Origin of the sequence: Staphylococcus cohnii subsp. cohnii (assembly GCF_002902365.1) — a bacterium.
Classification (GTDB): domain Bacteria; phylum Bacillota; class Bacilli; order Staphylococcales; family Staphylococcaceae; genus Staphylococcus; species Staphylococcus cohnii.
Genome location: NZ_PPQC01000009.1, coordinates 17,180 through 39,737, shown reverse-complemented (window position 1 = coordinate 39,737; position 22,558 = coordinate 17,180). Strand labels below are relative to the sequence as shown.

22 protein-coding genes are annotated in these 22,558 nt (G+C 32.2%); 16 read left to right on the top strand and 6 right to left on the bottom strand.

All coding sequences use genetic code 11. The features are described 5' to 3' along the window. Positions 1-627: 627 nt before the first annotated feature. A complete protein-coding gene (locus CD032_RS01460; RefSeq protein WP_019468318.1) occupies positions 628-1,362 on the bottom strand; it encodes a CHAP domain-containing protein in 735 nt (244 codons plus the stop codon). A gap of 499 nt (positions 1,363-1,861) precedes the next feature. Between CD032_RS01460 and CD032_RS01455 the strand changes: the two genes are divergently transcribed. The 4 genes from CD032_RS01455 (at position 1,862) to CD032_RS01440 (ending at position 5,996) form a co-directional block, all read left to right on the top strand. Further along, complete coding sequence (locus tag CD032_RS01455; protein ID WP_019468317.1) at positions 1,862-2,914, top strand: LLM class flavin-dependent oxidoreductase; 1,053 nt, start codon at positions 1,862-1,864, stop codon at positions 2,912-2,914. 13 nt (positions 2,915-2,927) lie between these two features. Further along, positions 2,928-3,287, top strand: coding sequence for a DoxX family protein (locus CD032_RS01450; protein ID WP_019468316.1), 360 nt, complete (start codon positions 2,928-2,930; stop codon positions 3,285-3,287). Between the two features lie 1,165 nt (positions 3,288-4,452). Next, positions 4,453-4,797 (top strand): transcriptional regulator, SarA/Rot family, encoded by a 345-nt coding sequence (locus tag CD032_RS01445; RefSeq protein ID WP_019468315.1) that lies wholly within the window; start codon positions 4,453-4,455, stop codon positions 4,795-4,797. Between the two features lie 173 nt (positions 4,798-4,970). Further along, the gene (locus tag CD032_RS01440) at positions 4,971-5,996 is read left to right on the top strand and encodes a PTS sugar transporter subunit IIC (protein WP_103211126.1); all 1,026 of its coding nucleotides are present in this window, start codon (positions 4,971-4,973) and stop codon (positions 5,994-5,996) included. 400 nt (positions 5,997-6,396) lie between these two features. On the opposite strand, the gene CD032_RS01435 is transcribed toward CD032_RS01440, so the two are convergent. Genes CD032_RS01435 through CD032_RS01420 form a run of 4 tightly spaced genes read right to left on the bottom strand, consistent with a single transcriptional unit; the run spans position 6,397 to position 9,394 of the window. Further along, on the bottom strand, positions 6,397-7,098 hold the full coding sequence (locus CD032_RS01435; RefSeq protein WP_019468313.1) for an amino acid ABC transporter permease: 702 nt from the start codon (positions 7,096-7,098) through the stop codon (positions 6,397-6,399). A 12-nt stretch (positions 7,099-7,110) separates the two neighbouring features. After that, positions 7,111-7,797 (bottom strand): amino acid ABC transporter permease, encoded by a 687-nt coding sequence (locus tag CD032_RS01430; protein ID WP_019468312.1) that lies wholly within the window; start codon positions 7,795-7,797, stop codon positions 7,111-7,113. Next, positions 7,794-8,648, bottom strand: coding sequence for an amino acid ABC transporter substrate-binding protein (locus tag CD032_RS01425; RefSeq protein ID WP_019468311.1), 855 nt, complete (start codon positions 8,646-8,648; stop codon positions 7,794-7,796). The genes CD032_RS01430 and CD032_RS01425 overlap by 4 nt, the downstream gene beginning before the upstream one ends. Further along, on the bottom strand, positions 8,645-9,394 hold the full coding sequence (locus tag CD032_RS01420) for an amino acid ABC transporter ATP-binding protein (protein WP_019468310.1): 750 nt from the start codon (positions 9,392-9,394) through the stop codon (positions 8,645-8,647). The genes CD032_RS01425 and CD032_RS01420 overlap by 4 nt, the downstream gene beginning before the upstream one ends. Before the next feature lie 149 nt (positions 9,395-9,543). Here CD032_RS01420 and CD032_RS01415 point away from each other — a divergent pair, with 149 nt between their 5' ends. From CD032_RS01415 to CD032_RS01400, 4 genes are all read left to right on the top strand, one after another. Next, positions 9,544-10,695: an acyl-CoA dehydrogenase family protein gene (locus tag CD032_RS01415; RefSeq protein ID WP_019468309.1), complete on the top strand. Its 1,152-nt coding sequence runs from the start codon at positions 9,544-9,546 to the stop codon at positions 10,693-10,695. A 219-nt stretch (positions 10,696-10,914) separates the two neighbouring features. After that, positions 10,915-11,832: an ABC transporter substrate-binding protein gene (locus CD032_RS01410; RefSeq protein WP_019468105.1), complete on the top strand. Its 918-nt coding sequence runs from the start codon at positions 10,915-10,917 to the stop codon at positions 11,830-11,832. A 189-nt stretch (positions 11,833-12,021) separates the two neighbouring features. Next, complete coding sequence (locus CD032_RS01405) at positions 12,022-12,570, top strand: biotin transporter BioY (RefSeq protein WP_019468104.1); 549 nt, start codon at positions 12,022-12,024, stop codon at positions 12,568-12,570. 30 nt (positions 12,571-12,600) lie between these two features. Further along, complete coding sequence (locus tag CD032_RS01400; protein ID WP_040029990.1) at positions 12,601-13,353, top strand: GNAT family N-acetyltransferase; 753 nt, start codon at positions 12,601-12,603, stop codon at positions 13,351-13,353. 320 nt (positions 13,354-13,673) lie between these two features. Here the strand turns inward: CD032_RS01400 and fdhD are convergent, their stop codons facing one another. After that, positions 13,674-14,462, bottom strand: coding sequence for a formate dehydrogenase accessory sulfurtransferase FdhD (gene fdhD / locus CD032_RS01395; RefSeq protein WP_019468102.1), 789 nt, complete (start codon positions 14,460-14,462; stop codon positions 13,674-13,676). 168 nt (positions 14,463-14,630) lie between these two features. On the opposite strand from fdhD, the gene CD032_RS01390 reads away from it, so the two are divergent. From CD032_RS01390 to CD032_RS01355, 8 genes are all read left to right on the top strand, one after another. Continuing rightward, a complete protein-coding gene (locus CD032_RS01390) occupies positions 14,631-15,647 on the top strand; it encodes a LacI family DNA-binding transcriptional regulator (RefSeq protein WP_019468101.1) in 1,017 nt (338 codons plus the stop codon). Between the two features lie 99 nt (positions 15,648-15,746). Beyond that, positions 15,747-16,907, top strand: coding sequence for a galactokinase (locus tag CD032_RS01385; RefSeq protein ID WP_103211125.1), 1,161 nt, complete (start codon positions 15,747-15,749; stop codon positions 16,905-16,907). A 29-nt stretch (positions 16,908-16,936) separates the two neighbouring features. Continuing rightward, positions 16,937-17,929, top strand: a complete 993-nt coding sequence (gene galE, locus CD032_RS01380) for a UDP-glucose 4-epimerase GalE (protein WP_103211124.1) — start codon at positions 16,937-16,939, stop codon at positions 17,927-17,929. Positions 17,930-17,932: 3 nt separating this feature from the next. Next, on the top strand, positions 17,933-19,426 hold the full coding sequence (galT, locus tag CD032_RS01375; RefSeq protein ID WP_103211123.1) for a UDP-glucose--hexose-1-phosphate uridylyltransferase: 1,494 nt from the start codon (positions 17,933-17,935) through the stop codon (positions 19,424-19,426). A gap of 103 nt (positions 19,427-19,529) precedes the next feature. Then, positions 19,530-20,321 (top strand): molybdate ABC transporter substrate-binding protein, encoded by a 792-nt coding sequence (gene modA / locus CD032_RS01370; RefSeq protein ID WP_019468097.1) that lies wholly within the window; start codon positions 19,530-19,532, stop codon positions 20,319-20,321. 12 nt (positions 20,322-20,333) lie between these two features. Next, positions 20,334-21,005, top strand: coding sequence for a molybdate ABC transporter permease subunit (modB, locus tag CD032_RS01365; protein WP_019468096.1), 672 nt, complete (start codon positions 20,334-20,336; stop codon positions 21,003-21,005). Then, entirely contained in the window at positions 21,005-21,610 is a 606-nt protein-coding gene (locus tag CD032_RS01360) for an ATP-binding cassette domain-containing protein (RefSeq protein WP_019468095.1), read from the top strand. Before modB ends, CD032_RS01360 begins: the two co-directional genes overlap by 1 nt. Positions 21,611-21,681: 71 nt before the next feature. Beyond that, positions 21,682-22,512 carry an MBL fold metallo-hydrolase gene (locus CD032_RS01355; RefSeq protein WP_040029986.1) on the top strand — a complete coding sequence of 277 codons (831 nt, stop codon included), beginning with the start codon at positions 21,682-21,684 and terminating at the stop codon, positions 22,510-22,512. The last annotated feature ends 46 nt before the right edge of the window (positions 22,513-22,558 follow it).

The window sequence follows — 22,558 nt, the reverse complement described above, 5'->3', positions numbered from 1 at the left end:
TATGACTACCTTTAGTGAGATTTAAGTGAAATTAATAATAATATGTTTATGAGATAAATAATTCGGCTAAACAAAACTATGGATGAGGTGGTTCCGTATTATATATAGTGTTTATTGTAGCGATGGTACAGTATAAAACCGATTTATCTGGAAAATACAATAATGATATATGTATCGTTACATGTCAATAAGTAAAGTATTAATTCAAAATTCTCATGACTATCCTTCAGTTTAATCTATTAATGATAGTAATGTTATATTTACAGTAATATAGGTATGAATGAAATTGTTAATTTGAGATACTATTTGATGAATAAATGTTTTATTACTTTACAAGTGTCTGGGACGAATCAATGATGTCCTAGACTTTTTTATTTTATTGCTTATATTGTAGAATACTTCAATACCAAAATAGTTTCATTCCATAAAATACCTGAGTAATCAACAATTTTCAAATCCGTTTTAAATGAAGCCACTGCTTAAATATATATCACATATGCAATTACGTTATCGAAACAATACATAAAAGTGAAATAAGAAAGCGCCAATTTCTATATTATTACAATAGAAATTGACGCTTATTTTTTAGCCAGTGATTTTATATCCTACCCGCTTATATATTTACGATTAGTGAATGTAGTTATAGCTTGAAGCTTGGCTAGCTGAAATTGTACGTGAAGTAACAACACCAGGACCTTGACCATAGTTCATTTCAGATACACGGATTGAACCGTCACTGTTTACACTTTCAACATATGCTACATGTCCCATAGCACCAGTTGAAGATTGTAAGATTGAACCTTGTGAAGGTGAGTTGTTTACTGTGTAACCTGAAGCAGCTGCAGCGCTTGCCCAGTTGTTAGCGTTACCCCAAGTTGAACCAATTTTACCGCCAACTTTATCAAATACATAATAAGTACATTGTCCAGAAGTATAAAGGTTGCTAGAAGAACCTGAAGTACTTGAAATAGAACTTGATGAACTTGATGGTGCGCTAGTTGTAGTTACTTTGATGTTACGGTCTGAAGTTGAGTTAGAAGCAGCTCCACCGCCACCTGTTGTATTGTTAGCTGTATATGATTGAGTTGAATTACCATATGTAGAACCGTAATTACTGCTTTGACCATTATTTGTAGCACCATTATTAGTTGAATGAGCTTGGTCAGCTTGACTTGGATTCCAATTACCTTGCCAAGTATAGTGGTAATTACCTTGTTGATCTATAGTATATGAATAGCTATAAGAAGTTGGGTCATTAGGGTTATAACCATTATTGTTTTCAGCAGCATCTGCTTCGTTTTGTGCAAATGCAAAAGTAGCGATTCCTGCAGTAGCGATTGTAGCTGTAGCGATTTTTTTCATTGTAAAATATCCTCCTAATAATTATAAAGCATTTTATTTATTATCTCAGTCTCTAAATGACAATAGTTTAATATATTTTTTTTCGTTGTTTTAACGACAAGCAATACTTTATCAGATAATGGTCGATTTGTGTGCAATGTTATCATTTTGTAATTTAACTCTAATAATTAATCACTAGATGTAACAAAAAATATTAACTCTTTTTAGACTTCAATGCCCATTATCATCGTGTTTTACCGTTATTACGGTGTAATATTGCACTCTAATTTATTACAAATCTGTAAAATAACAGAAAATTACAAATGTTAATAAATGCTAAAATTTAGTTATTTAAATAATATATTATTTTCTAAAAAGAAAGCTTATTTATTATTGAAAGAATTGAGGAAAATTTATAAAAATGCTTAAACGATATTGATGAGCAATGATATTGACAGTTTATTTGAAAGGTTTTATGATAATGAGTATAAAAAATATACTTGATAAGCGAGGTGAATGAATGAAAATTGAGATTGGCTTAACATCATTTGCTGATAATAGTGAAATTTTCACCGATAAAGGTAAAGAACCTGCAATTAGTAATGCTCAGAGGATAAGAAATATAATAGAAGAAATTGAAATTGCAGATCGTTATGGTCTTGATGTTTATGGGTTAGGAGAACACCATCGACCTGATTATGCTGTTTCTGATCCAGTTACAGTATTAGCTGCAGCTTCTAGAAATACAAAGCAAATTAAATTGAGTAGTGCTGTTACTGTATTATCCTCAGATGATCCTGTAAGAGTTTATGAAAGGTTCTCAACATTAAATGCAATTTCAAATGGGCGTGCTGAAATAATGGTAGGAAGAGGTTCATTTATAGAATCATTTCCATTATTTGGATATAACTTAAATGACTATGAACAGCTATTTAATGAAAAGATTGAATTATTGATGCAAATTAATCAAAATGAAATTGTAAATTGGACTGGTCAACTGAGAGCGAACATACAAAATTTAGGCGTGTATCCTAGAGTTGAGCAAGGTGTTTTACCTATTGCTATAGCCACAGGTGGAACGCCAGAATCTTCATTGAAAGCAGGAGCATTAGGATTACCCATCACTTATGCTATAATTGGCGGTGACCCTAAAAGATTCCGTAGAAATATGGATATGTATAAATCGATAGCTGAATCTTATGGTCACGATGTGACTAAATTACCGATTGCTACACATTCTTGGGGTTACATTGCTGAAACGGACGAACAAGCTTTTCGTGAATTTTTCCCTTCAGTAAAAGCAAGCCATGATGTATTAGCTAAAGAACGCGGCTGGCCACTATATGATGAAAATAGCTTTATACGTGAAGCAGGACCTCACGGGGCATTATATGTTGGAAGTCCAGAAACTGTAGCTAATAAAATTATTGAAACTGTTGAAACATTAGGTTTATCTCGCTTTATGTTGCATACCCCTGTGGGCTCAATGCCTCATGAAAATACAATGAACACCATTAAATTATTAGGTGAGCGGGTAAAACCTATTGTAGATAAATATTTTGAAAACAAATAGAAGGAGAGTAAAAATGATATTACGTTATTTAACAAATTTAAAATTAGCAAAAGAATTATATGGTGCGGCAAAACCTAAATTAAAAGGTGACAAATCTATGAAAGATACTTTTACTGAAGTGTTTAATTTGCCAGCAAATGCAGTACCTTTAGCTGGTGCTTTAGAAGGATTGAGTGCAGTATTTTTCGTATTAAGCTTTGCAAGTAAAAGACTATCACGCATTGCTTCTCTATTAACTATTACAGTGTTAGGTGTTGCAGCTTATAAACACTTTGAAGCTGGTCATGGTAAAGCAGGTGCCAAACATGCACTTGATTTAACAGGATTAGCAACACTTAGCTTATTAGATACTTTAGATTGTAAAAAGAAATAATTAATCATTAAAATTTCAGCTAGATATGGATATAATGAAGCGTTTCGTTTTAAATAAAAAAGAAAAGATGATAGTTAACACAACTTGGGACTTTAATAAATGACTCAAGTTGTCAAAACGTAGACAAACCCTTTGCATTAATTTGCGAAGGGTTTGTCTATTTATATAGTTTTTTTCAAAATAGTAGTGGTATTTCAGACCATTACTGTCCATTTTACTAACCATATTTCCATTTTTAAAGATTCATGACAACACAAATTAACATGGTATCCATAGAAATTTTGTCATGGCGTCTATATCTCGTTCATCGCATACCATGCTGTTCTTTTATATCGCCAAATCTTCTCTCAATTGTTTGACTGCGTAAATAATATTGTTTCTTTACAGTATCAACAGTGTTTTCAATGATATAACAATCATTATCTACACATGCAGGTAGACTATCAGCAAATTGTTTTTCTCGTTCTCTTATAACATATGAGTCTCTGAATTAGTAATATTTTTAGTGTGATATAGGCAGTGATTTGGGTCGACTTCTGCGGGAATAGCACTAGTCAAAGACTACAGACTGAGGCAGTGCCTGAGGAAAGCGTGCACAAAAAAACTGTCAACAAAGTCTGACAGTCTGAAAACTTGGAACTTTAATAAATGACTCAAGTTGTTTTTTACATATCAGGCAGACGCTTAATGAGCAAACGCTTGTACACAGTGATAGTAGAAATAGTAAAGCGTAAATCATCTCATTTTTAAAACGCTTATTTGATAGTTATGTTTTTAAAATGAGTATATGCTACATATAGATGCACTAAATTAGACATGTTGATTTAAATTTTGTTAGTTGTCTTATGTAACAATATTTGTAATTGATCGTTCAAAGTATATTTAGTTTGCTTTTGTGGTGTTCAATTTATTAAATTAACATCAAATGCTATTAATTTTAAAAATTTATAAGAGGCATTAATGAATTTTTAGTAACAAAAAGGATATATGTACCACTAAATTTTAATAATAAAAAGTGGTATTAAAAAAATAGTAGCAATTTCTAATATTTTTCATAGTAAGCCATATTGAATTCAATAGCATAAATAGGATAAAATTATATTACATAAAGACAGGCACACTTTGAAATATATTAACATCATGAAAAAACATAAGGAGTGGTTTTATGGAAAAATTAAAAGAATTAAATGAATTAATAACTTTGTATCAAAAAGGCAAGCAGTTTTTCAAAGAAACTAAAAAATATCACAAATTAAATTATGAAGAAATATTTATTTTGAATTATATACATGAATGTCAATCTTATGAAGTTACTGCGAAAGAAATCGCACAATATTCAGAGTTAAAACCGTACTATTTAACGAAGGCATTGCAAAAATTAATTAAAATGGGCTATTTGAGCAAAAAGAGAAGTGATATTGATGAACGTATAGTTGTTGTATATATAAATGAAACACAACATCAAAAAATTGAACATATGATAAAAACATTACAAGATTATCTCAAGTAACTTATTTTTTAAATGAGTCGTGTTACATATATAAAAAAACGAATATTCTGAAAAGTGCAATTTTATTTAATTAATTATATATTGAACTAAAATATTATTTGAGTAAAAATTTAAATGTGATATACTAATATTTGTTAAATGAGAGCGCATACAAATATTAGAAAGGTGTTATTATGAATTTACTTTTAGGGGTTATATTTTTAGGTATTGTTTTATGTTTGTTTACACTTTTTACTAGCAAGGCTCCAAATGGTGGAAAAGCAATGGGCGCTCTAGCCAATGCTGCAATAGCTTCCTTTTTAGTGGAAGCATTCCATAAATATGTTGGTGGAGATTTACTAGGGATTCCATTTCTAGGCCAGTTAGGTGAAGCGGCAGGCGGCTTAGGTGGTGTTGCTGCTGCTGGTTTGGTCGCTTTAGCAATGGGTGTTTCTCCTGTATACGCATTTGTTATTGCAGTTGCATGCGGTAACATGGATTTACTACCAGGTTTTGTCGCAGGTTACATAGCAAGCTTTGGTATGAAATGGATAGAGCGAAAATTTCCGGATGGTTTGGATTTAATAGGTTCAATTATTATTATTGCACCTATTACACGAATTATTGCAGTCGGTGTCGCACCTGTTGTAGATGCAACATTATTGCAAATAGGTAATATCATTAAAGAATCGACAACCTCAAGTCCAGTACTAATGGGGATAGTACTAGGGGGCATTATAACAGTTGTAGCTACTGCACCTTTAAGTTCGATGGCATTGACTGCTTTATTAGGACTAACAGGTACACCTATGGCAATTGGAGCATTGGCAGTTTTTGGATCATCATTTATGAATTTTGTTTTGTTTAAGCGAATGAAGTTTGGTGATCGAAAAACCACGATTTCTGTCGCTATAGAGCCATTATCACAAGCAGATATTTTTACAGCAAATCCTATTCCTGTCTACACGACTAATTTTATAGGTGGTGCAGTATCAGGTGTAATTATCGCTATGTTTGGACTCGTTAATGAAGCTACAGGTACGGCTACACCAATTGCAGGTTTAATAGTGATGTTTGGCTTTAATAATGCATTAACTGTGATAGTTGTTGCGTTATTATGTGCGATAGGTAGTGCTATTTGTGGTTACTTAGGATCGATTGTATTCAAAAATTATCCTATTATTACTAAAGATGAATTACAAAAACGGTACAATGCCTAAAAAAGTTAAAAATTATTATAAAAGAAAAAGACAGTATGCCGAACGTTTGGCAATGTAGTTGTCTAATGATTTAGGTATGCTAAGTTCCAAAAATTCAAATAATATTGAATATCAATTTCAGTATAAAGCCCATTAATACATTATTCATAAATGTATTAATGGGCATTTTCATGTTCATTTTTTATCATTATATAGTAGCAATATCTCGTCATTGTTTGGTAAAACAGAAATCCAGCGTCTCTCCTGGAATATTCACTTTACATATGATTGACTTATATATTGATCTATAACAAATAAGACCCTTTGTATTACATACGTTAACTTTAAAAGTATAGTTAAGTTAAATTAGTATTGGAAACTGATAAAATAATAAAACTAAATAAGTATACAAAATTGTAATTTATGCTGAAGTTTTTGCAAACATATATTGAGTTGAACGGCTTTCTATTTTTGAAAATATCAATTCTAGTACGATGGCAAGTAACCAATAAAATATAGCAGCTACACTATATACTGTTATAAATCGATAACCTTCATTTGCAATAACATGACTGACTGCCATAATTTCAGTAACTTGCACCGCAAATGCTAAAGAAGTCCCTTTGATAAGCATGATAAATTGATTTTCAATATTGGGAAGTGCATAACTGAATGCTTGCGGCAGTATAATCTCTTTGTACGTTCGTATTGTTGAAAGACCTACAGTTTGAGCGGCTTCAATTTGATCAGTATCGACTGAAAGTAACCCACCTTTAATAGATTCTGACAAATATGCAACAGCATGTAACGAAAAAACAATAAAGGCAATAATTAAAGGTGAGAAAATATCAGGATTAATTGCTATTGTGAATTTTTCATTACCCCACATCACTAATTTTGGTAAGCCGTAATACATAATAAATAATTGAACAATAAGTGGTGTGCTCCTAAAAAAAGAATTATATATCACTACAAATTGAGAAAATAATGGAATATTTTTGGTTTGTATAAAGGCGAATAAAGTGCCGATGATTAAACCTACAATCATTGCTACAATTGAGATGATGATTGTATTAGGCACACCTTTAAGTACTTCTGAAACAGTATAAAGTATAAATGACAAAATAATGCCTCCTTAGACGCGATATGGTTTTTCGGCTCGTTTATTGATGAGTGCAAATATAGTTTGTATGATAAGGGCGATAATCCAGTAAATAATGGATATAACGATATAAACTTCTAGCATGCCTAGTCCATAGTTATTTCCAATAATTAATTTAACTTGGCCCATCATATCAATAATCCCAATTGTAAAAGCTAAAGATGTGTCTTTAATCAGTTCAATGACTTGTGTCGTCAAGTTTGGAATGCTATTACGTAACGCTTGAGGGATAATGATTTCCTTTAAAATCCGTGGATATGATAAACCGACAGAAAGTCCTGCTTCAATTTGGCTATAATCTACTGATTGGTATCCAGCCCGTATAATCTCTGATAAGTAAGCACCTGTATGTAATGTAAATGCTAAAATTACAAAAAACAGTCTACTGAAATGATTGATATCGATTTGGATGAATAATAATAATTGTGGCAACGCAAAATATGCCAAAAAAAGTTGTAAAATTAAAGGTGTACTTCGAATAAAAGACAGATAAATTCGGACGATAGGTGATAATATTTTCGCTCTTTTGATACGAATCGTTGCTAGTAAGCATCCCAGTATTAAAGCGAAAATGAGTGACAATATAAAGATGAATAAGGTTATTGGTAATTGTTGTAAAACTTGTCTAAATAAATCAAACCAATCAACAGAATTTGTCATGATTGCACCTCCAATTTATCTTTTTGCTTGTTTATTTCATCCAAATCATCAAATACATTAACATCAAAGTACTTTTCAGAAAGCTTCTGTAATTTGCCATCATCTATCAGCTCTTGAGTAGCCTCGTCAATATCATCATGTAGTTTTTGATGTTTTTTATTATAGACGATATGCAATGATTCTTTTTTTATGATACCACCAATTTTGACATCAGCATTGATCTGTTTTTGAATTGCATTATAAGTGTTCCAGTTTAAAATCATGGCATCACGTCTGGCATTACTAACCATTTTTAAATTATCCCCGTTAGAAGGCTCTTGAATGGTATCAATATCAATTTTTGGAGAATGCGAATTATTATACTGAGATAATATAGAATATAACCCGCCACTCGGTGCCATCGGTGTTAATTTTTTTTCAGTTAGGTCATTAAGTGAATGTATCTCAGAATTGTTTTGGTGCACAACAATCAAAGGTAATGCGTAACTATAAGGAACGTCTTGGTAGAGAAACTGTTTTTCGCGTTCAGGTGTTTTAAAAAACCAATTAATTCCCATATCAAACTTTCCGGCGCCAATACCTACAAGATTAGATTCTTCTTCACCAAATTCATATTTAAATTGGTATTGTGGTAACTTTTTTTCTAATAGTTTTAGATAGTCTATATCCAAACCAGCAAATTCATTTTGTTTATTTGTATACAGATAAGGTGGGTTAACTTCTGCAGATATTGCTACTTTGATTTCTTTCTTTTTATTCTGATTTGATGATTTTTGCACTTGACTACATCCACTTATTAATACCGTAATCAATAGTGTAATCATTAAAAAGCGTAACTTATTATTTTTCATAAAAAGTCACGCTCCATTTCTACGGTGTTTAAGAAACGGTTAATTCTTTTAGAATCAGAAGATGCTAAAACAGATTGAGGTGTACCTTGTTTTAATATTTTACCTTCATCTATGAATAGAATTTGATCAGCTATCGCTTTAGCAAATTGTATTTCATGAGTGACAATAACCATGGTCATCCCTTCTTGTGCAATAGACTTGATAAGCGACAAAACTCCTTGAATTGATTCAGGATCTAATGCAGATGTAGGTTCATCTAATAGCAATACATCTGGATTAAGCGCTAAAGCACGGATAATCCCTATACGCTGACTTTGACCTCCGGATAGTTGAGAAGGGTATTTATCTTTTTGATTTAATAAATTAAAACGTTCTAAATAAGAGATGGCTATTTCATTTGCCTGCTTAGCGGGCATTTTTTTACCATGTATCAAACCAACTGTAATATTTTCAAGTATTGTTTTGTTCTTAAATAAATTATAGTTTTGAAATACCATCGCAGATTTCTTTCGTAACTGTGAGATGTCTTTTTTTGAATGTTTATCGGCGATAAATTTTTGGTTGTCAATTTGAATAGTGCCTGATTTTGGTATAGCTAACGCGTTCAATGTTCTTAGCAGTGTTGTTTTACCTGATCCACTTGGACCTATAATAGCTGTCACAGTACCCTTATTTTGTGAAAAGCTAACGCCATTAAGAACAGTATGGTCTTTATATTTATGTATTAAATGTTCAACTGTAATCATTTTAATCCCCCAGAATATCAATATGTACAAAGTATCACATTAATCCTTATCGGTAAAGTAAGATTTTAGATGGTTTAAAGGCTTTTATTCGTTATAAGCGAGTGTTACACTAAGGTTAATAGATAAAAGTCTAAAATGAGGTGGACACTGTGAATTATTCTGCATTAATACATACAGAGATACAAAAAAAATGGATAGATAAATTTGATTCAATAAAAGAACAATTTAAAGAAAAAGCTGAGTATAATGATAAACATTCAAGATTTCCATATGAGAATATTGATTGGTTGGTAAATGAAGGTTATACGCTATTAACGTTGCCTAAAGCCTATGGTGGTGAGGGGGCGACTGTTGAAGATATGGTTGTACTACAGACGTATTTAGGAGCAATAGATGGTGCAACTGCACTTTCTGTTGGCTGGCACCTTAGCGTTGTTGGACAATTATATGAACAACATGCTTGGGAACAAGATATGCTAGAGCGCTTTGCAACAGCAGTGAAAAAAGGTGCATTAGTGAACAGAGCTGTCAGTGAAGCTGAAACAGGCAGCCCTACAAGAGGAGCAAGACCTGCTACACATGCAATAAAAAAAGACAAAGGTTTTGTGATTAATGGGGTCAAAACATTTACTTCAATGAGTAGAAGGTTAAGCCATTTTATTGTAAGTGCTTATTATGAAGAAATAGATACTGTTGGGTTTTTCTTGATATCTGAAGATACACCTGGTGTTGAGATTGCAGACAATTGGAATATGGTGGGTATGCGTGCAACTGAAAGTCATGATTTGATTTTAAATGATGTTTTCATTCCAGAAGAAAATTTTGTTGAAATAAGAGGCGCTGGTGGTAAAAAACCGAATGGTTGGATATTACATATCCCTAGTACCTATTTAGGTATTGCACAAGCAGCGAGAGACTATGCTGTTGATTTTGCAAAAAATTATAGTCCTGCAAGCATTGATGGTGTGATTGGAGATATATCAACCGTACAGCAAAATGTCGGTAAAATGGAATCCTTACTACTGTCAGCACGCCACTTTTTATGGAGTACTGCAGCGTTATACAATCAGCAACAAGACATACCAATTTGGAATGAAACTTCAGCAAGTAAAGTGTTGGTGATGAACCAAGGATTAGAAGTGATAGATATTGCCATGCGTGTTGTGGGTGCTAAGAGTTTAGAAATGGAGCGTCCATTACAACGTTACTATAGAGATATGCGAGCTGGACTCCATAATCCACCTATGGAAGACATGGCTTATACGAATATTGCTCATAGTGTATTAGGTCACTTTAAATAAATAAAGAGAACATGGCCTATTTTTAAAGTAAATGAATGCTTTGAACAAGCTTTATATTTTGGAATGAGTATATGAAATCAATAATTAAAGTTGATTTCATATACTCATTCCTTTTTTTATTTTTTAAAATAATAAAAATTTTAGGTTTTCTATTGTACAAATTTTATAATCATTATATAATTCAGTGGTAATGATAATCATTTTCAACGGAGGGACCTTATGAAAAAATTAATATTTCCAATTATTGTAATGGTTTTAATATTAGCTGCTTGTGGGAAACAATCTGAAAGTGGCTCAGATAGTAAAAAAGAAGATACAAAAGCTTATACATTAGATAGTGGAAAGAAAATTGATATACCTAAAAATCCAGAACGTATTGCAGTGGTTGCACCTACATATGCAGGTGGAATTAAATATTTAGGAGGCAATATTGTAGCAGTAAATGAGCAAGTCGACAGCAGTAATATTTTAAAAGATAAATTTAAAGACGTTGAAAAAGTTGGAGAAAATGACGTTGAAAAAGTTGCTAAAACAAAACCAGATTTAATCGTAGCTTACTCTACTGATAAAAACATTAAAAAGTATAAAAAGATTGCACCGACTGTAGTTTACGATTATGGTAAGCATAAATATTTAGACCAACAAAGACAATTAGGTAAATTACTTGGAAAAGAAGATAAAGTAAAAAAATGGGAAGAAAAATGGAAATCACAAACCGTAAAAGATGGTGAAGCAATCAAAGAGAAAATTGGTGAAAATACAACAGTATCAATTTTTGATGAATTCGATAAAAAACTTTACACATACGGGCCTAACTGGGGTCGTGGTGGGGAAGTCATTTACCAAGCTTTTGGGTTAAAAATGCCTGACAAACTTAACGAATTAGTTAAAAAAGAAGGATGGGCTGAAATTAAACAAGAAAAAATAGCTGATTATGCTGGTGATTATATCGTTTCTACAAGTGAAGGTAAAACAAAACCAGGTTATAAAAAAACAGATCTCTGGAATAATTTATCTGCAGTTAAAAATGATCAAGTTATAGAGGTACAAGCAGAAACTTATTGGTATAACGATCCTTATACATTGGAATTTATGAGAAAAGACTTGAAAGAAAAATTTTTGAAATCTAACTCATAAAACGATGGTTATAGTAGTTTTTTAAAGATTTAATTAGACATCATTAAAATAAAACATGAGTGTTGGACGAAGTGAAGTTGTCCAGGCTCATGTTTTTGTTTGTAAAAAGGCTACCGCCTTATTGTAAACTTTTTGTTTTTAATAGTTTACATTTGTGGTATAATTTTTTTTATTAAAGGAGGTTTGATGATGTCAACGAAATATTTAGTTTATACTGCTTTAATGACTGCAATTATTGCAGTTTTAGGTTTTGTACCTGCAATCCCGTTACCAATCATGCCTGTTCCAATTGTTTTACAAAATATTGGTATATTTCTAGCTGCTATTCTATTAGGTCGTAAATATGGAACATTGAGTATCATTGTTTTATTACTTTTAGTTGTTGCTGGATTACCGTTACTATCAGGTGGTCGTGGTGGTATTGGTGTATTTGCAGGGCCATCAGCTGGTTTTTTATTTATGTATCCTGTTGTTACATATCTCATTGGACTTGTAAGGGACTTATATTTGAAAAGAATCAACTTTATTGTATTATTGATAGCGACAGTAGTGATAGGGGTCGTTTTATTAGATATTGTCGGTACGATTATAATGGGACTGATAACGAATTTACCGATTTCTAAATCGGTTATGCTTTCTTTTGTATTTATGCCTGGTGATATTATTAAAGCTTTGATTGCCAGCTTAATTGGTAATATCATGTTAAACCATAGTCGATTTAAACAATTACTTAAGTAAAATCAGTTTCGATAAAGGGGAGTGAAAATAATGGCAAACATTACTTTAAACAATATTTTCCAACCCGGGAATATTTATGCTGAAGATGAAGATAAAGTAATTTATTTAACTCCTCAAATCCCTTTAGTATTTGATGCAAATAAATGGGTGTACAAACAAATGCCTTCGATTAAACAATGGAAAGCAGATATAGCTACACAAACACATATGCATAAGCAACAAAGCTCTAATCATTTAACCTTTACTTTTCCTGAAAATATAGAATTGGATCAACAATGGATAGCGTTAATTAATCAAGAACAATTTGAATTGGGTCTAATGGAGTTATATGCGATTGAACCCCAAAATTTCAAAAAATATGTAGACTCTGAAATCGAAGTTAAAGTCGTGGATGAGCATACCATAGATGATTATATAAGTGTTCATAGCCAGTTTGCAGCACCATATGGTGAGGAATATGTCAGGGAAAGTTCTAATATGATTAAAAACCAATATATTAATGATGCTAAAACACGTCTTATAGCTTATAAGCAAGGTGTTCCGGCTGGTATATTAGATTTGGTTATAGATGAGACAACTGTTGAAATTGATGGTTTTGGCGTATTAGCATGTCATCAAAGACAAGGTGTTGGTAGCGTGATGCAAAGTTTTGTTGCAGAGTTAGCCATGCCAAAACCATTGATACTGATTGCTGATGGAGAAGATAGTGCAAAAGAAATGTATGTGAAGCAAGGTTATGTATTTATAAGCTTTTGCTATCATATCGTAAAAGAAGATATTTGAATAAGCTCTAATGTTTTTTTACTATAATTTAAAAAGTATTTTCACATAGTGAAGATATTAGCGTGTCGACAAAGTTTCCAACTTTGTCGACATTTTTTATGCACGATTTCTGAAGACATAGCTTAATACTTTCATATTTGCCAAATGATTTTTTTAAACATCTGCACCAATTCACACTCAATATTTTAATAGTGAATGAGTATAGATGTTTTTATAACATTGCATAAATCAATGGATAAAAAACAAACATTAGGTAACATATCGCATAAGATTTACTTGTAATTTGACATTTTCATATAGTGAGGGATACTTTTTAATCACTATGATATTATGCGCTCTGGATGGCTATAAACATTAAAATTACCATCACGAATAAAACCGATTGCTGTAATATTTAAATCATTGGCAAGCGTTACAGCTAATGTAGTTGGTGCGGATTTAGATAAAATAACGCCAACACCAATTTTCGCAGCTTTAATAAGAATCTCAGATGATATGCGCCCACTAAAAATTAATACTTTGTCTCGCACAGGTATATGATGTTGTATACAATAACCATAAAGTTTATCTAAAGCATTATGTCTACCAATATCTTGTCTATGTTCAAAAAATGTCTCTCCATCACTAATGGCAGCATTATGTAAGCCACCAGTTTGTTTGAAAATTTTACTTGCGCTTTGTAAGCGTGTCATCATATTAAGTACTTGTTGAGGGGCAAGTTTAATTTTAGACATAGATGTTTTAGCTATAGCAGCATCATTGTGGAAATAAAATTCACGACTCTTACCGCAACATGATGCAATCATACGTTTAGTAGAATATTCAAACCGATCATTTAGTGATTTGCTTAATTCTACATGGGCAAAGCCTTTACTGTCGTCTATTTGGATAGATTTTAAATCATCATTTTTTAATATAGCTCCTTCTGAAGCTAAAAAACCTAAGACCAATTCTTCCATATGATTTGGACTGCAAATGACTGTTGCAAATTCTTCCCGATTGACCATGATTGTCAGTGGGAATTCTGTGACGTAATGGTCTGTTGTTTCAATAAGTTTGCCGTTTTCATATCTAACTATATGTTGATTTGTTAAAACATCTTCATTCATAGTATTTATCCCCCCAGTTCCTATTCACTAACTATTTTAGCGTATTTTTTGTTGCAAAAAAAATAAACTGTATTCATAAACATACTTATAACTACAATATATGATTGATATATAGCATGCTTAGAAGTAAACTTATAGTAAACATGAAGTTGAGAGGTGATTTGATTAATGGCTAGTATAAGAGATATTGCGAAGGAAGCGAAGGTGAGTCCAGGTACGGTTTCTCGTGTGTTAAATAATGATCCTACTTTATCTGTCGCTAAAGAAACGAGAAAAAGAATATATGATATAGCAGATAATTTTCAATATAAAAAGTCTGAAAGGAAAAATAAAAGCATACAAATTATTACATATGCATCACGGGCCAAAGAAATGTCTGATCCGTATTATCGTGAGATAAGGCTTGCCATTGAAGCGGAGGTGAAACGTTTAAATCTTTCATTAAAAAGAACGCTTCGTATTGATGGTGAACATGATTGCATTGATTTCACTAAAATAGCAAAGGCTGGTGCAATTATTGTTGTGGGGAATTTTGCTTCAAAAGCTATTTTAGAATTGCAGAGTTACAATCAGAATATTGTGGTTATCAATAACGCTAACACACCTAAATCTGTTGATGCTGTTTATTCGGATTTATATGATGCTATGATTCAATTATTAAATGATATAGATCGCTCAGGTTTAAACGATATTGTTTATGTGGGTGGTACGCATACAATAAAAAATCTTACTGGTATGCCAACATTGAATAGTCCAAATATTCAAGATAAGCGATATATCGCATTTACTGACTGGTGTGAAAAGCACCAAAGAAAAGGTAGATTATTAATGAATGGTTGGAATAAAGAAGATGGTATAAATGCAGTAAACGAATTATTACAAAACCATCATTTACCTCAAGTTTTTATCGCAGGTAACGATATGATTGCTATAGGTATATTGCAGCAATTACAACTAAAAAAATACACTTTACCTGATGATATAAAATTGATAAGTTTTAATGATTTAGAAGTCATTCAGTATGCAGTTCCTTCTATCAGTAGTGTACATATACCAATAGACGACTATGGGAAAATAGCAGTAAGAATGGCTGAAGAAAGAATAAATAAAACAAGACAAATTGCTATACATGTCATAGCAGAAGCACAATTAAAAGAAAGAATGACCTTTAAAGTCAACAAGTAATGTATATTGACAAAACATTTAGTAAACAAGTAAACTTTATTTAAGTTTACTAAGGGGTTAGATTTTGGTTTATATCGTTTTTTAAAGGAGTGGAATATTATGTTAGAAGCTATGCGCGAGAAATTTGAAAGAATATTTGACAAACAGCCTGAAGTGCGTGCATTTGCACCAGGAAGAATTAACTTTATTGGAGAACATACAGATTATAATGGAGGTTATGTTTTTCCAGCAGCAATTGAATTAGGCACATATGGTTTAGCAGTTAAACGAGAAGATAATTTGGTTCGCCTATATTCTAATAATTTTGAAAACATAGGTATGATTACCTTCGATTTAGACCATTTAGATTTTGATAAGGAACATGATTGGGCGAATTATCCTAAAGGTGTTATTAAATATTTAGTAGAAGCTTTTTCAGTAATTAAACAAGGCTTTGATATTTTGATTGAAGGTAATATTCCAAACGGCGCTAGTCTTTCATCTTCTGCATCAATAGAATTATTAATCGGTTGGCTGATAAAACAGTTATTCAACTTGAATTTAGAGAGATTAGAACTCATTAAGATAGGTCAACGTACTGAAAATCAATTTATGGGTGTCAATTCAGGAATTATGGATCAATTTATAATAGGTATGGGAAAAGCAGAACATGCCGTATTATTAGATACCGCAACGTTAAATTATGAATTTGTACCGGCTAAATTTGGAGATTATGTCATATCGATTATGAATACCAATAAACGCCGCTCATTAACTGAAAGTAAATATAATGAACGCAGAAGTGAATGTGAATCTGCGCTGTCATCATTACAACACAAATTGAATATTGAATCTTTAGGTGAATTAACGATGGAACAATTTAAAGCACATCAAATGCTTATTAAAGATGACGTAAAACGTAGAAGAGCAAAACATGCTGTTTCAGAAAATGAACGTACGAAACTTGCTTATCAAGCATTATCCGATAATGATTTTGAAAAATTTGGACAATTATTAAATGATTCACATGCATCTTTAAAAGATGACTATGAAGTAACAGGTATTGAACTTGATACGTTGGCTGAAACAGCTCAACAAGTGGAAGGTGTGCTCGGTGCAAGAATGACAGGCGCAGGTTTTGCAGGTTGTGCAATTGCGTTAGTGCACAAAAATCAAATCCAAGAATTAGAAGATAAAGTTACAAAAAAATATATAGAAAAAATCGGTTATGAACCATCGTTTTATCATGTCGGCATTAGTGATGGCGTAAAAATAATTTAAAATCAAATTAAAAAAGGAAGGGTTTTTTCATGGGTGTACTAGTATTAGGTGGCGCAGGTTATATTGGAAGTCATGCAGTAGATCAATTAATTCATAGAGGCTATGATGTTGTTGTTGTAGATAATTTAGGCACTGGACATAAAGCAGCAGTAAACAATAATGCAAAGTTTTACGAAGGTGATATTCGTGATAAGGCATTTTTAGAAAACGTATTTAATAACGAAAATATTGAAGGCGTATTTCATTTTTGTGCATACTCATTAGTTGGTGAATCTGTTGAAAAACCACTATCCTATTTCAATAATAATGTTAATGGTTTACAAGTATTGTTAGAAGTTATGTATGATCATGAGGTAGCGCATATTGTTTTCTCATCAACTGCAGCAGTATATGGTGAACCAGATTCTGTGCCAATTACAGAGGATGATTCTAAAACGCCAACAAGTCCTTATGGTGAGAGTAAATTAATGATGGAAAAAATGATGCATTGGAGTCATGAAGCTTATGGTGTGAATTATACTGCACTACGCTACTTTAATGTTGCAGGAGCAAAAGAGGATGGCACAATTGGAGAAGACCACAGACCTGAGACGCATTTAATACCAATTGTATTACAAGTAGCTTTAGGACAAAGAGATGAATTAACTGTTTTTGGCGATGATTATGATACGGAAGATGGCTCTTGCATACGAGATTATTTACATGTCGTCGATTTAATTGATGCACATATCTTAGCGTTTCAACATTTGAAAAATGGTGGAGAATCAGGTGCATTTAATTTAGGTAGCAGTCAAGGATATTCTGTGTTTGAAATTTTAGAAGCAGCAAGAAAAGTTACAGGTAAAACAATAAATGCAGTTGTAGGTGAAAGAAGAGCCGGAGACCCTAGCAAATTAATTGCATCAAGTAATAAAGCACAGCAAATATTAGGATGGAAACCTAAACATGATGATATACATGATATTATTGGTTCTGCTTGGCAATGGCATGAAAAGCATCCTAACGGATATCAGGAGGTATAATGCATGTTATTAAATAACTACGCTGTCCAATTATTTGTATCTCACGCTATTGTACATGGGGATTATGAAGCGGAAGACGCCATTTATATTCAAAATAGGTTACTGAGTATTTTAAATGCTTCAGGTATAGATGATACAACAACTTCCAAATTTAATTCAGAGACAACTGCACTTGAGATAACACAATACTGGATTCAAGAAGCAATTAATAACAAATGTATAGATGAGGCATTATATAGCAAAGAGATCATTGAAGCACAAATATTAGATTTAATCACACCACGTCCATCTGTACTGAATCATAAGTTTTATGAATTATATCAACAGAGTCCGAAGAAAGCGACAGACTATTTTTATAACATAACCAAACGCAATCATTATGTGAAAGAAGATGCAATTGCGCATAATATAAATTTCAACACAGCAAGTGAATATGGTGATATGGAAATAACAATCAATCTATCCAAGCCAGAAAAAGATGCTAAACAAATTGCCAAAGCGAAAGAAGCGCCTGCAACAGATTATCCTAAATGCGCACTATGCATGGAAAATGAAGGGTTTAAAGGCTCTGTAATACAAGCTGCGAGAACAAATCATCGTATTATCAGATTGAACTTAGGACAAGAACAATGGGGTTTTCAATATTCTCCATATGCCTATTTTAAAGAACATAGTATCGTTTTATCTCAATCGCATGTGCCTATGAACATAGATAAGCAAACATTTGTACAACTGTTAGATTTTGTAGATAAATTTCCACATTACTTCATTGGTTCGAATGCAGATATACCACTCGTTGGTGGTTCAATTTTGACACACAATCATTATCAATCGGGTAGACACACATTTCCGATGGACAACGCTAAGGAATTGCACAACTTTAGTTTAAAACAATTCCCAACAGTAGCGGCTTCGACATTGTATTGGCCTATGAGTGTCATTCGTTTGAAAAGTGAAGATAAAAACGACTTAGTAGCGGCGGCAGAATTTATTAGAAAAGCATGGAATAATTATTCAGATGAAACTGTAGATGTAAGCGCATACAGTAAAAATGGCGAGCGTCATCACACTGTAACGCCTATTGCCCGTTATAGGGAACAACAATATGAACTTGATATTGTTTTAAGAGATAATCAAACATCAGAACAATATCCAGATGGTGTCTTTCACCCTCATAAAGATGTCCAACATATTAAGAAAGAAAACATTGGATTAATAGAAGTCATGGGTACTGCTATTTTGCCTGGTAGATTAAAACAAGAATTACAACAGGTTAAGGCATTTTTATTAGGTGATCAACAACAAACATTAGGTATACATCAATCATGGGCAGAAGATATGGCGCAACGATATGATATTAATGAAAAGAACGTAGAAGAAATTATTGAAAAAGAACTTGGTTTTAAATTCAAACGCGTACTAGAGGATGCAGGTGTATTTAAAAATACACCACAAGGTCAAAATGCATTTAAGACGTTTATTACCTCGTTACAATAAATATTTTGAAAATTGAGCTATACAAAGTCGTTTTTACTTTAGTATATGCTCTTTTTTTTTGAAATAAAGAGGCATATAATTATATGAAAAAGGAGGCAACTAAATGAAAAGAACTTGGCTTTTTTTAATTATTGCTACTATTATGATTTGTATGTTAATAACTGGGTGCTCCAACTCTAACAGTGAAAATAATCATAGTGAAAAAGATGCTAGCAATAAGGATGATAATAAGAAAGAAATACATATTTCAGCAGCAGCAAGTTTAACAGATGTCACTAAAGATTTAGAACAAGCATTTAATAAAAAACATAAAAATGCAAAAATCACATTTAATTATGGCGGATCAGGAGCCCTGAGACAACAAATTGAGAAGGGGGCACCTGTAGATGTATTTATGTCTGCAAATACAAAAGATATTGATGCATTAGGCAAACAAGCTCAAAATAAATATGAATACGCACAAAATGATTTAGTACTTATAGGTGAATCTAATAGTACATATAAGAATGTGTCTGATTTAAAGCAAGGTGAAAAATTAGCTATAGGTGAGGCTAAATCTGTGCCTGCAGGTAAATATGCTGAGCAATACTTAAAAGATCATCAATTGTATGAGGATGTTAAACCACATTTAGTCTTTGCCAAAGACGTGCGACAAGTATTAAATTATGTTGAAAAAGGCAATGCCCAATTAGGTTATGTTTATAAAACAGATTTATATCAAAGTCAAAAAAATGGTGATAGTAATGTGAAAGAAATTCAAACAGCTGAGTTAAAACAACCTATCACATATAAGTCAGCGGCGATTTCAGATAAAAAGTTAGCAATAGCATGGGTTGAATTTTTAAAAACAGATGAAGCACAAGAAATTTTAAAAAAATATAAATTCAAAGTATAGGAGGTAGCAAAAATGCCAGATGTCACGCCATTTTGGATATCATTGAGGGTCGCGGTTATCAGCACGATTATCGTTACGATATTAGGTGTTTTTATATCAAGATGGTTGTATAAGCGTCGTGGCTTTATAACGAGACTTTTGGAAAGTTTCATTGTGTTACCAATTGTGTTACCTCCAACAGTGATGGGTTTTATTTTACTGATTATATTTTCACCTCGTAGTGTGATTGGTAGGTTTTTTAGCGATTTTTTACATTTGCCAGTTGTATTTACTTTAACTGGTGCCATATTTGCATCTATCATTGTAAGCTTTCCGTTAATGTATCAGCATACTGTACAAGGGTTTCGGAGCATAGATCCTAAGATGTTGAATACAGCAAGAACAATGGGCGCAAGTGAAAGTAAAATATTTTTTAAATTGGTTTTACCGTTATCTAAGCGTTCAATACTTGCTGGTGTAATGATGAGTTTTGCGCGGGCAATTGGAGAATTTGGTGCTACGTTAATGGTAGCAGGCTATATTCCCAACAAAACCAACACGTTACCTTTAGAAATATACTTTTTAGTAGAGCAAGGGAAAGAAAATCAAGCATGGTTATGGGTGATTGTATTGGTTGCATTTGCGGTCACTGTAATTGGTACAATCAATTTATTGAATAAAGATGGTTATCGGGAGGCTCGTTAATGCTAAATATATCTTTGAATCATCTTTTAAATAATACGCAATTACATGTGAAAATAGATGACACTACACCTAAAATCTATGCCATTAAAGGACCTTCAGGTATAGGGAAAACAACAATTTTAAATATGCTTGCTGGTTTACAACAACCAGATCAAGCGTTTATAAAGATTAACGACCATATATTGACAGACACTACTTCAAATGTTGATGTGAAGATTCAAAAACGCAATATAGGTTATTTATTTCAAGATTATCAATTATTTCCAAATATGACTGTGTTTCAAAATATCACTTTTATGACACAGTACTCTCAGCACATAGATAATTTAATGAATCAACTAAATATTGTTCACTTAAAAGATAAATATCCAATACGTTTATCAGGTGGTGAATCTCAACGTGTTGCATTAGCTAGAACTTTAAGTACTAAACCAGACTTGATGTTACTAGATGAGCCGTTTTCTAGTTTAGATGATGCAACGAAAGAAGAAAGTATTTTGTTAGTAAAACGAATTTTTAAATTATGGAATATACCTATTATCTTTGTTACACATTCGCAATATGAAGCTGAAATATTGGCACACGAAATTATTAATATAGGGTGATATGTAGTTATAGTTTATGTGCAGTTGAGTAATAAATATAATCACATTTATAAATAAGTAGGGGTGATGCAGTGATTATCGAATTTTTAGGAACTTCTGGAGGTATACCAACACTTTATCAATCAGTTTCACAGCATAAAGATGCACAAAAAAGAACAGGGCCTGGTATCTTCATTCATGATTTACAATTACTCATCGACACTTCAGAAGATATATTTCAACAACTAAGACAATCAAAAATTGGTGATATAAAATATGGCATTTACTCTCATTGGCATCCAGATCACACGATGGGGATTAGGATATGGGAAACACTCAATTTTGATTTTATTCACAAAATACCTAAGTCCAAAACGACGACGGTTTATATTACAACTCAAGAAGTGGAAGATTTTAAAGCATATTTTGCACGTTGGGAATATGTTCAATATTTAGAATCATTAGGTGTAATTAACCTGGTAATTGTTGACAATGATGCAGAAATTAGTTTTGATGGTACAACGATAGAATGGATTCAATTAGCAGAACAATTCGCGTTTGGTTTTTATTTAACTATAAATACCAAACGTATACTTATTATTCCAGATGAAATTAAAGACTTTCGACCAACGGAGAAGTTGAAAAAAGTTGATGTTGCTATTTTACCTTTTGGTAGCAATGAAGTTAATCCTATAACTAATGAACGTATTCATCCAAAAGGTATGTTAAATGCTTTAGGAGAGGCGACATTTGATGAATGTGTGACTATTGCTAAAGCTATTAATGCTAAGCATACATATTTTACCCATATTGAAGCTACTGAAAGTTTAACAAAGACACAAATTAAACAACTAGAAGAGCAATTAGCAGAAGATGGCTTAAAATCAACCATTGCATTTGATGGATTGAAAATTCAAATTTAAATAATGATTAGTGACTTTAATGACAAAAATCAAAGTATTAGTAATC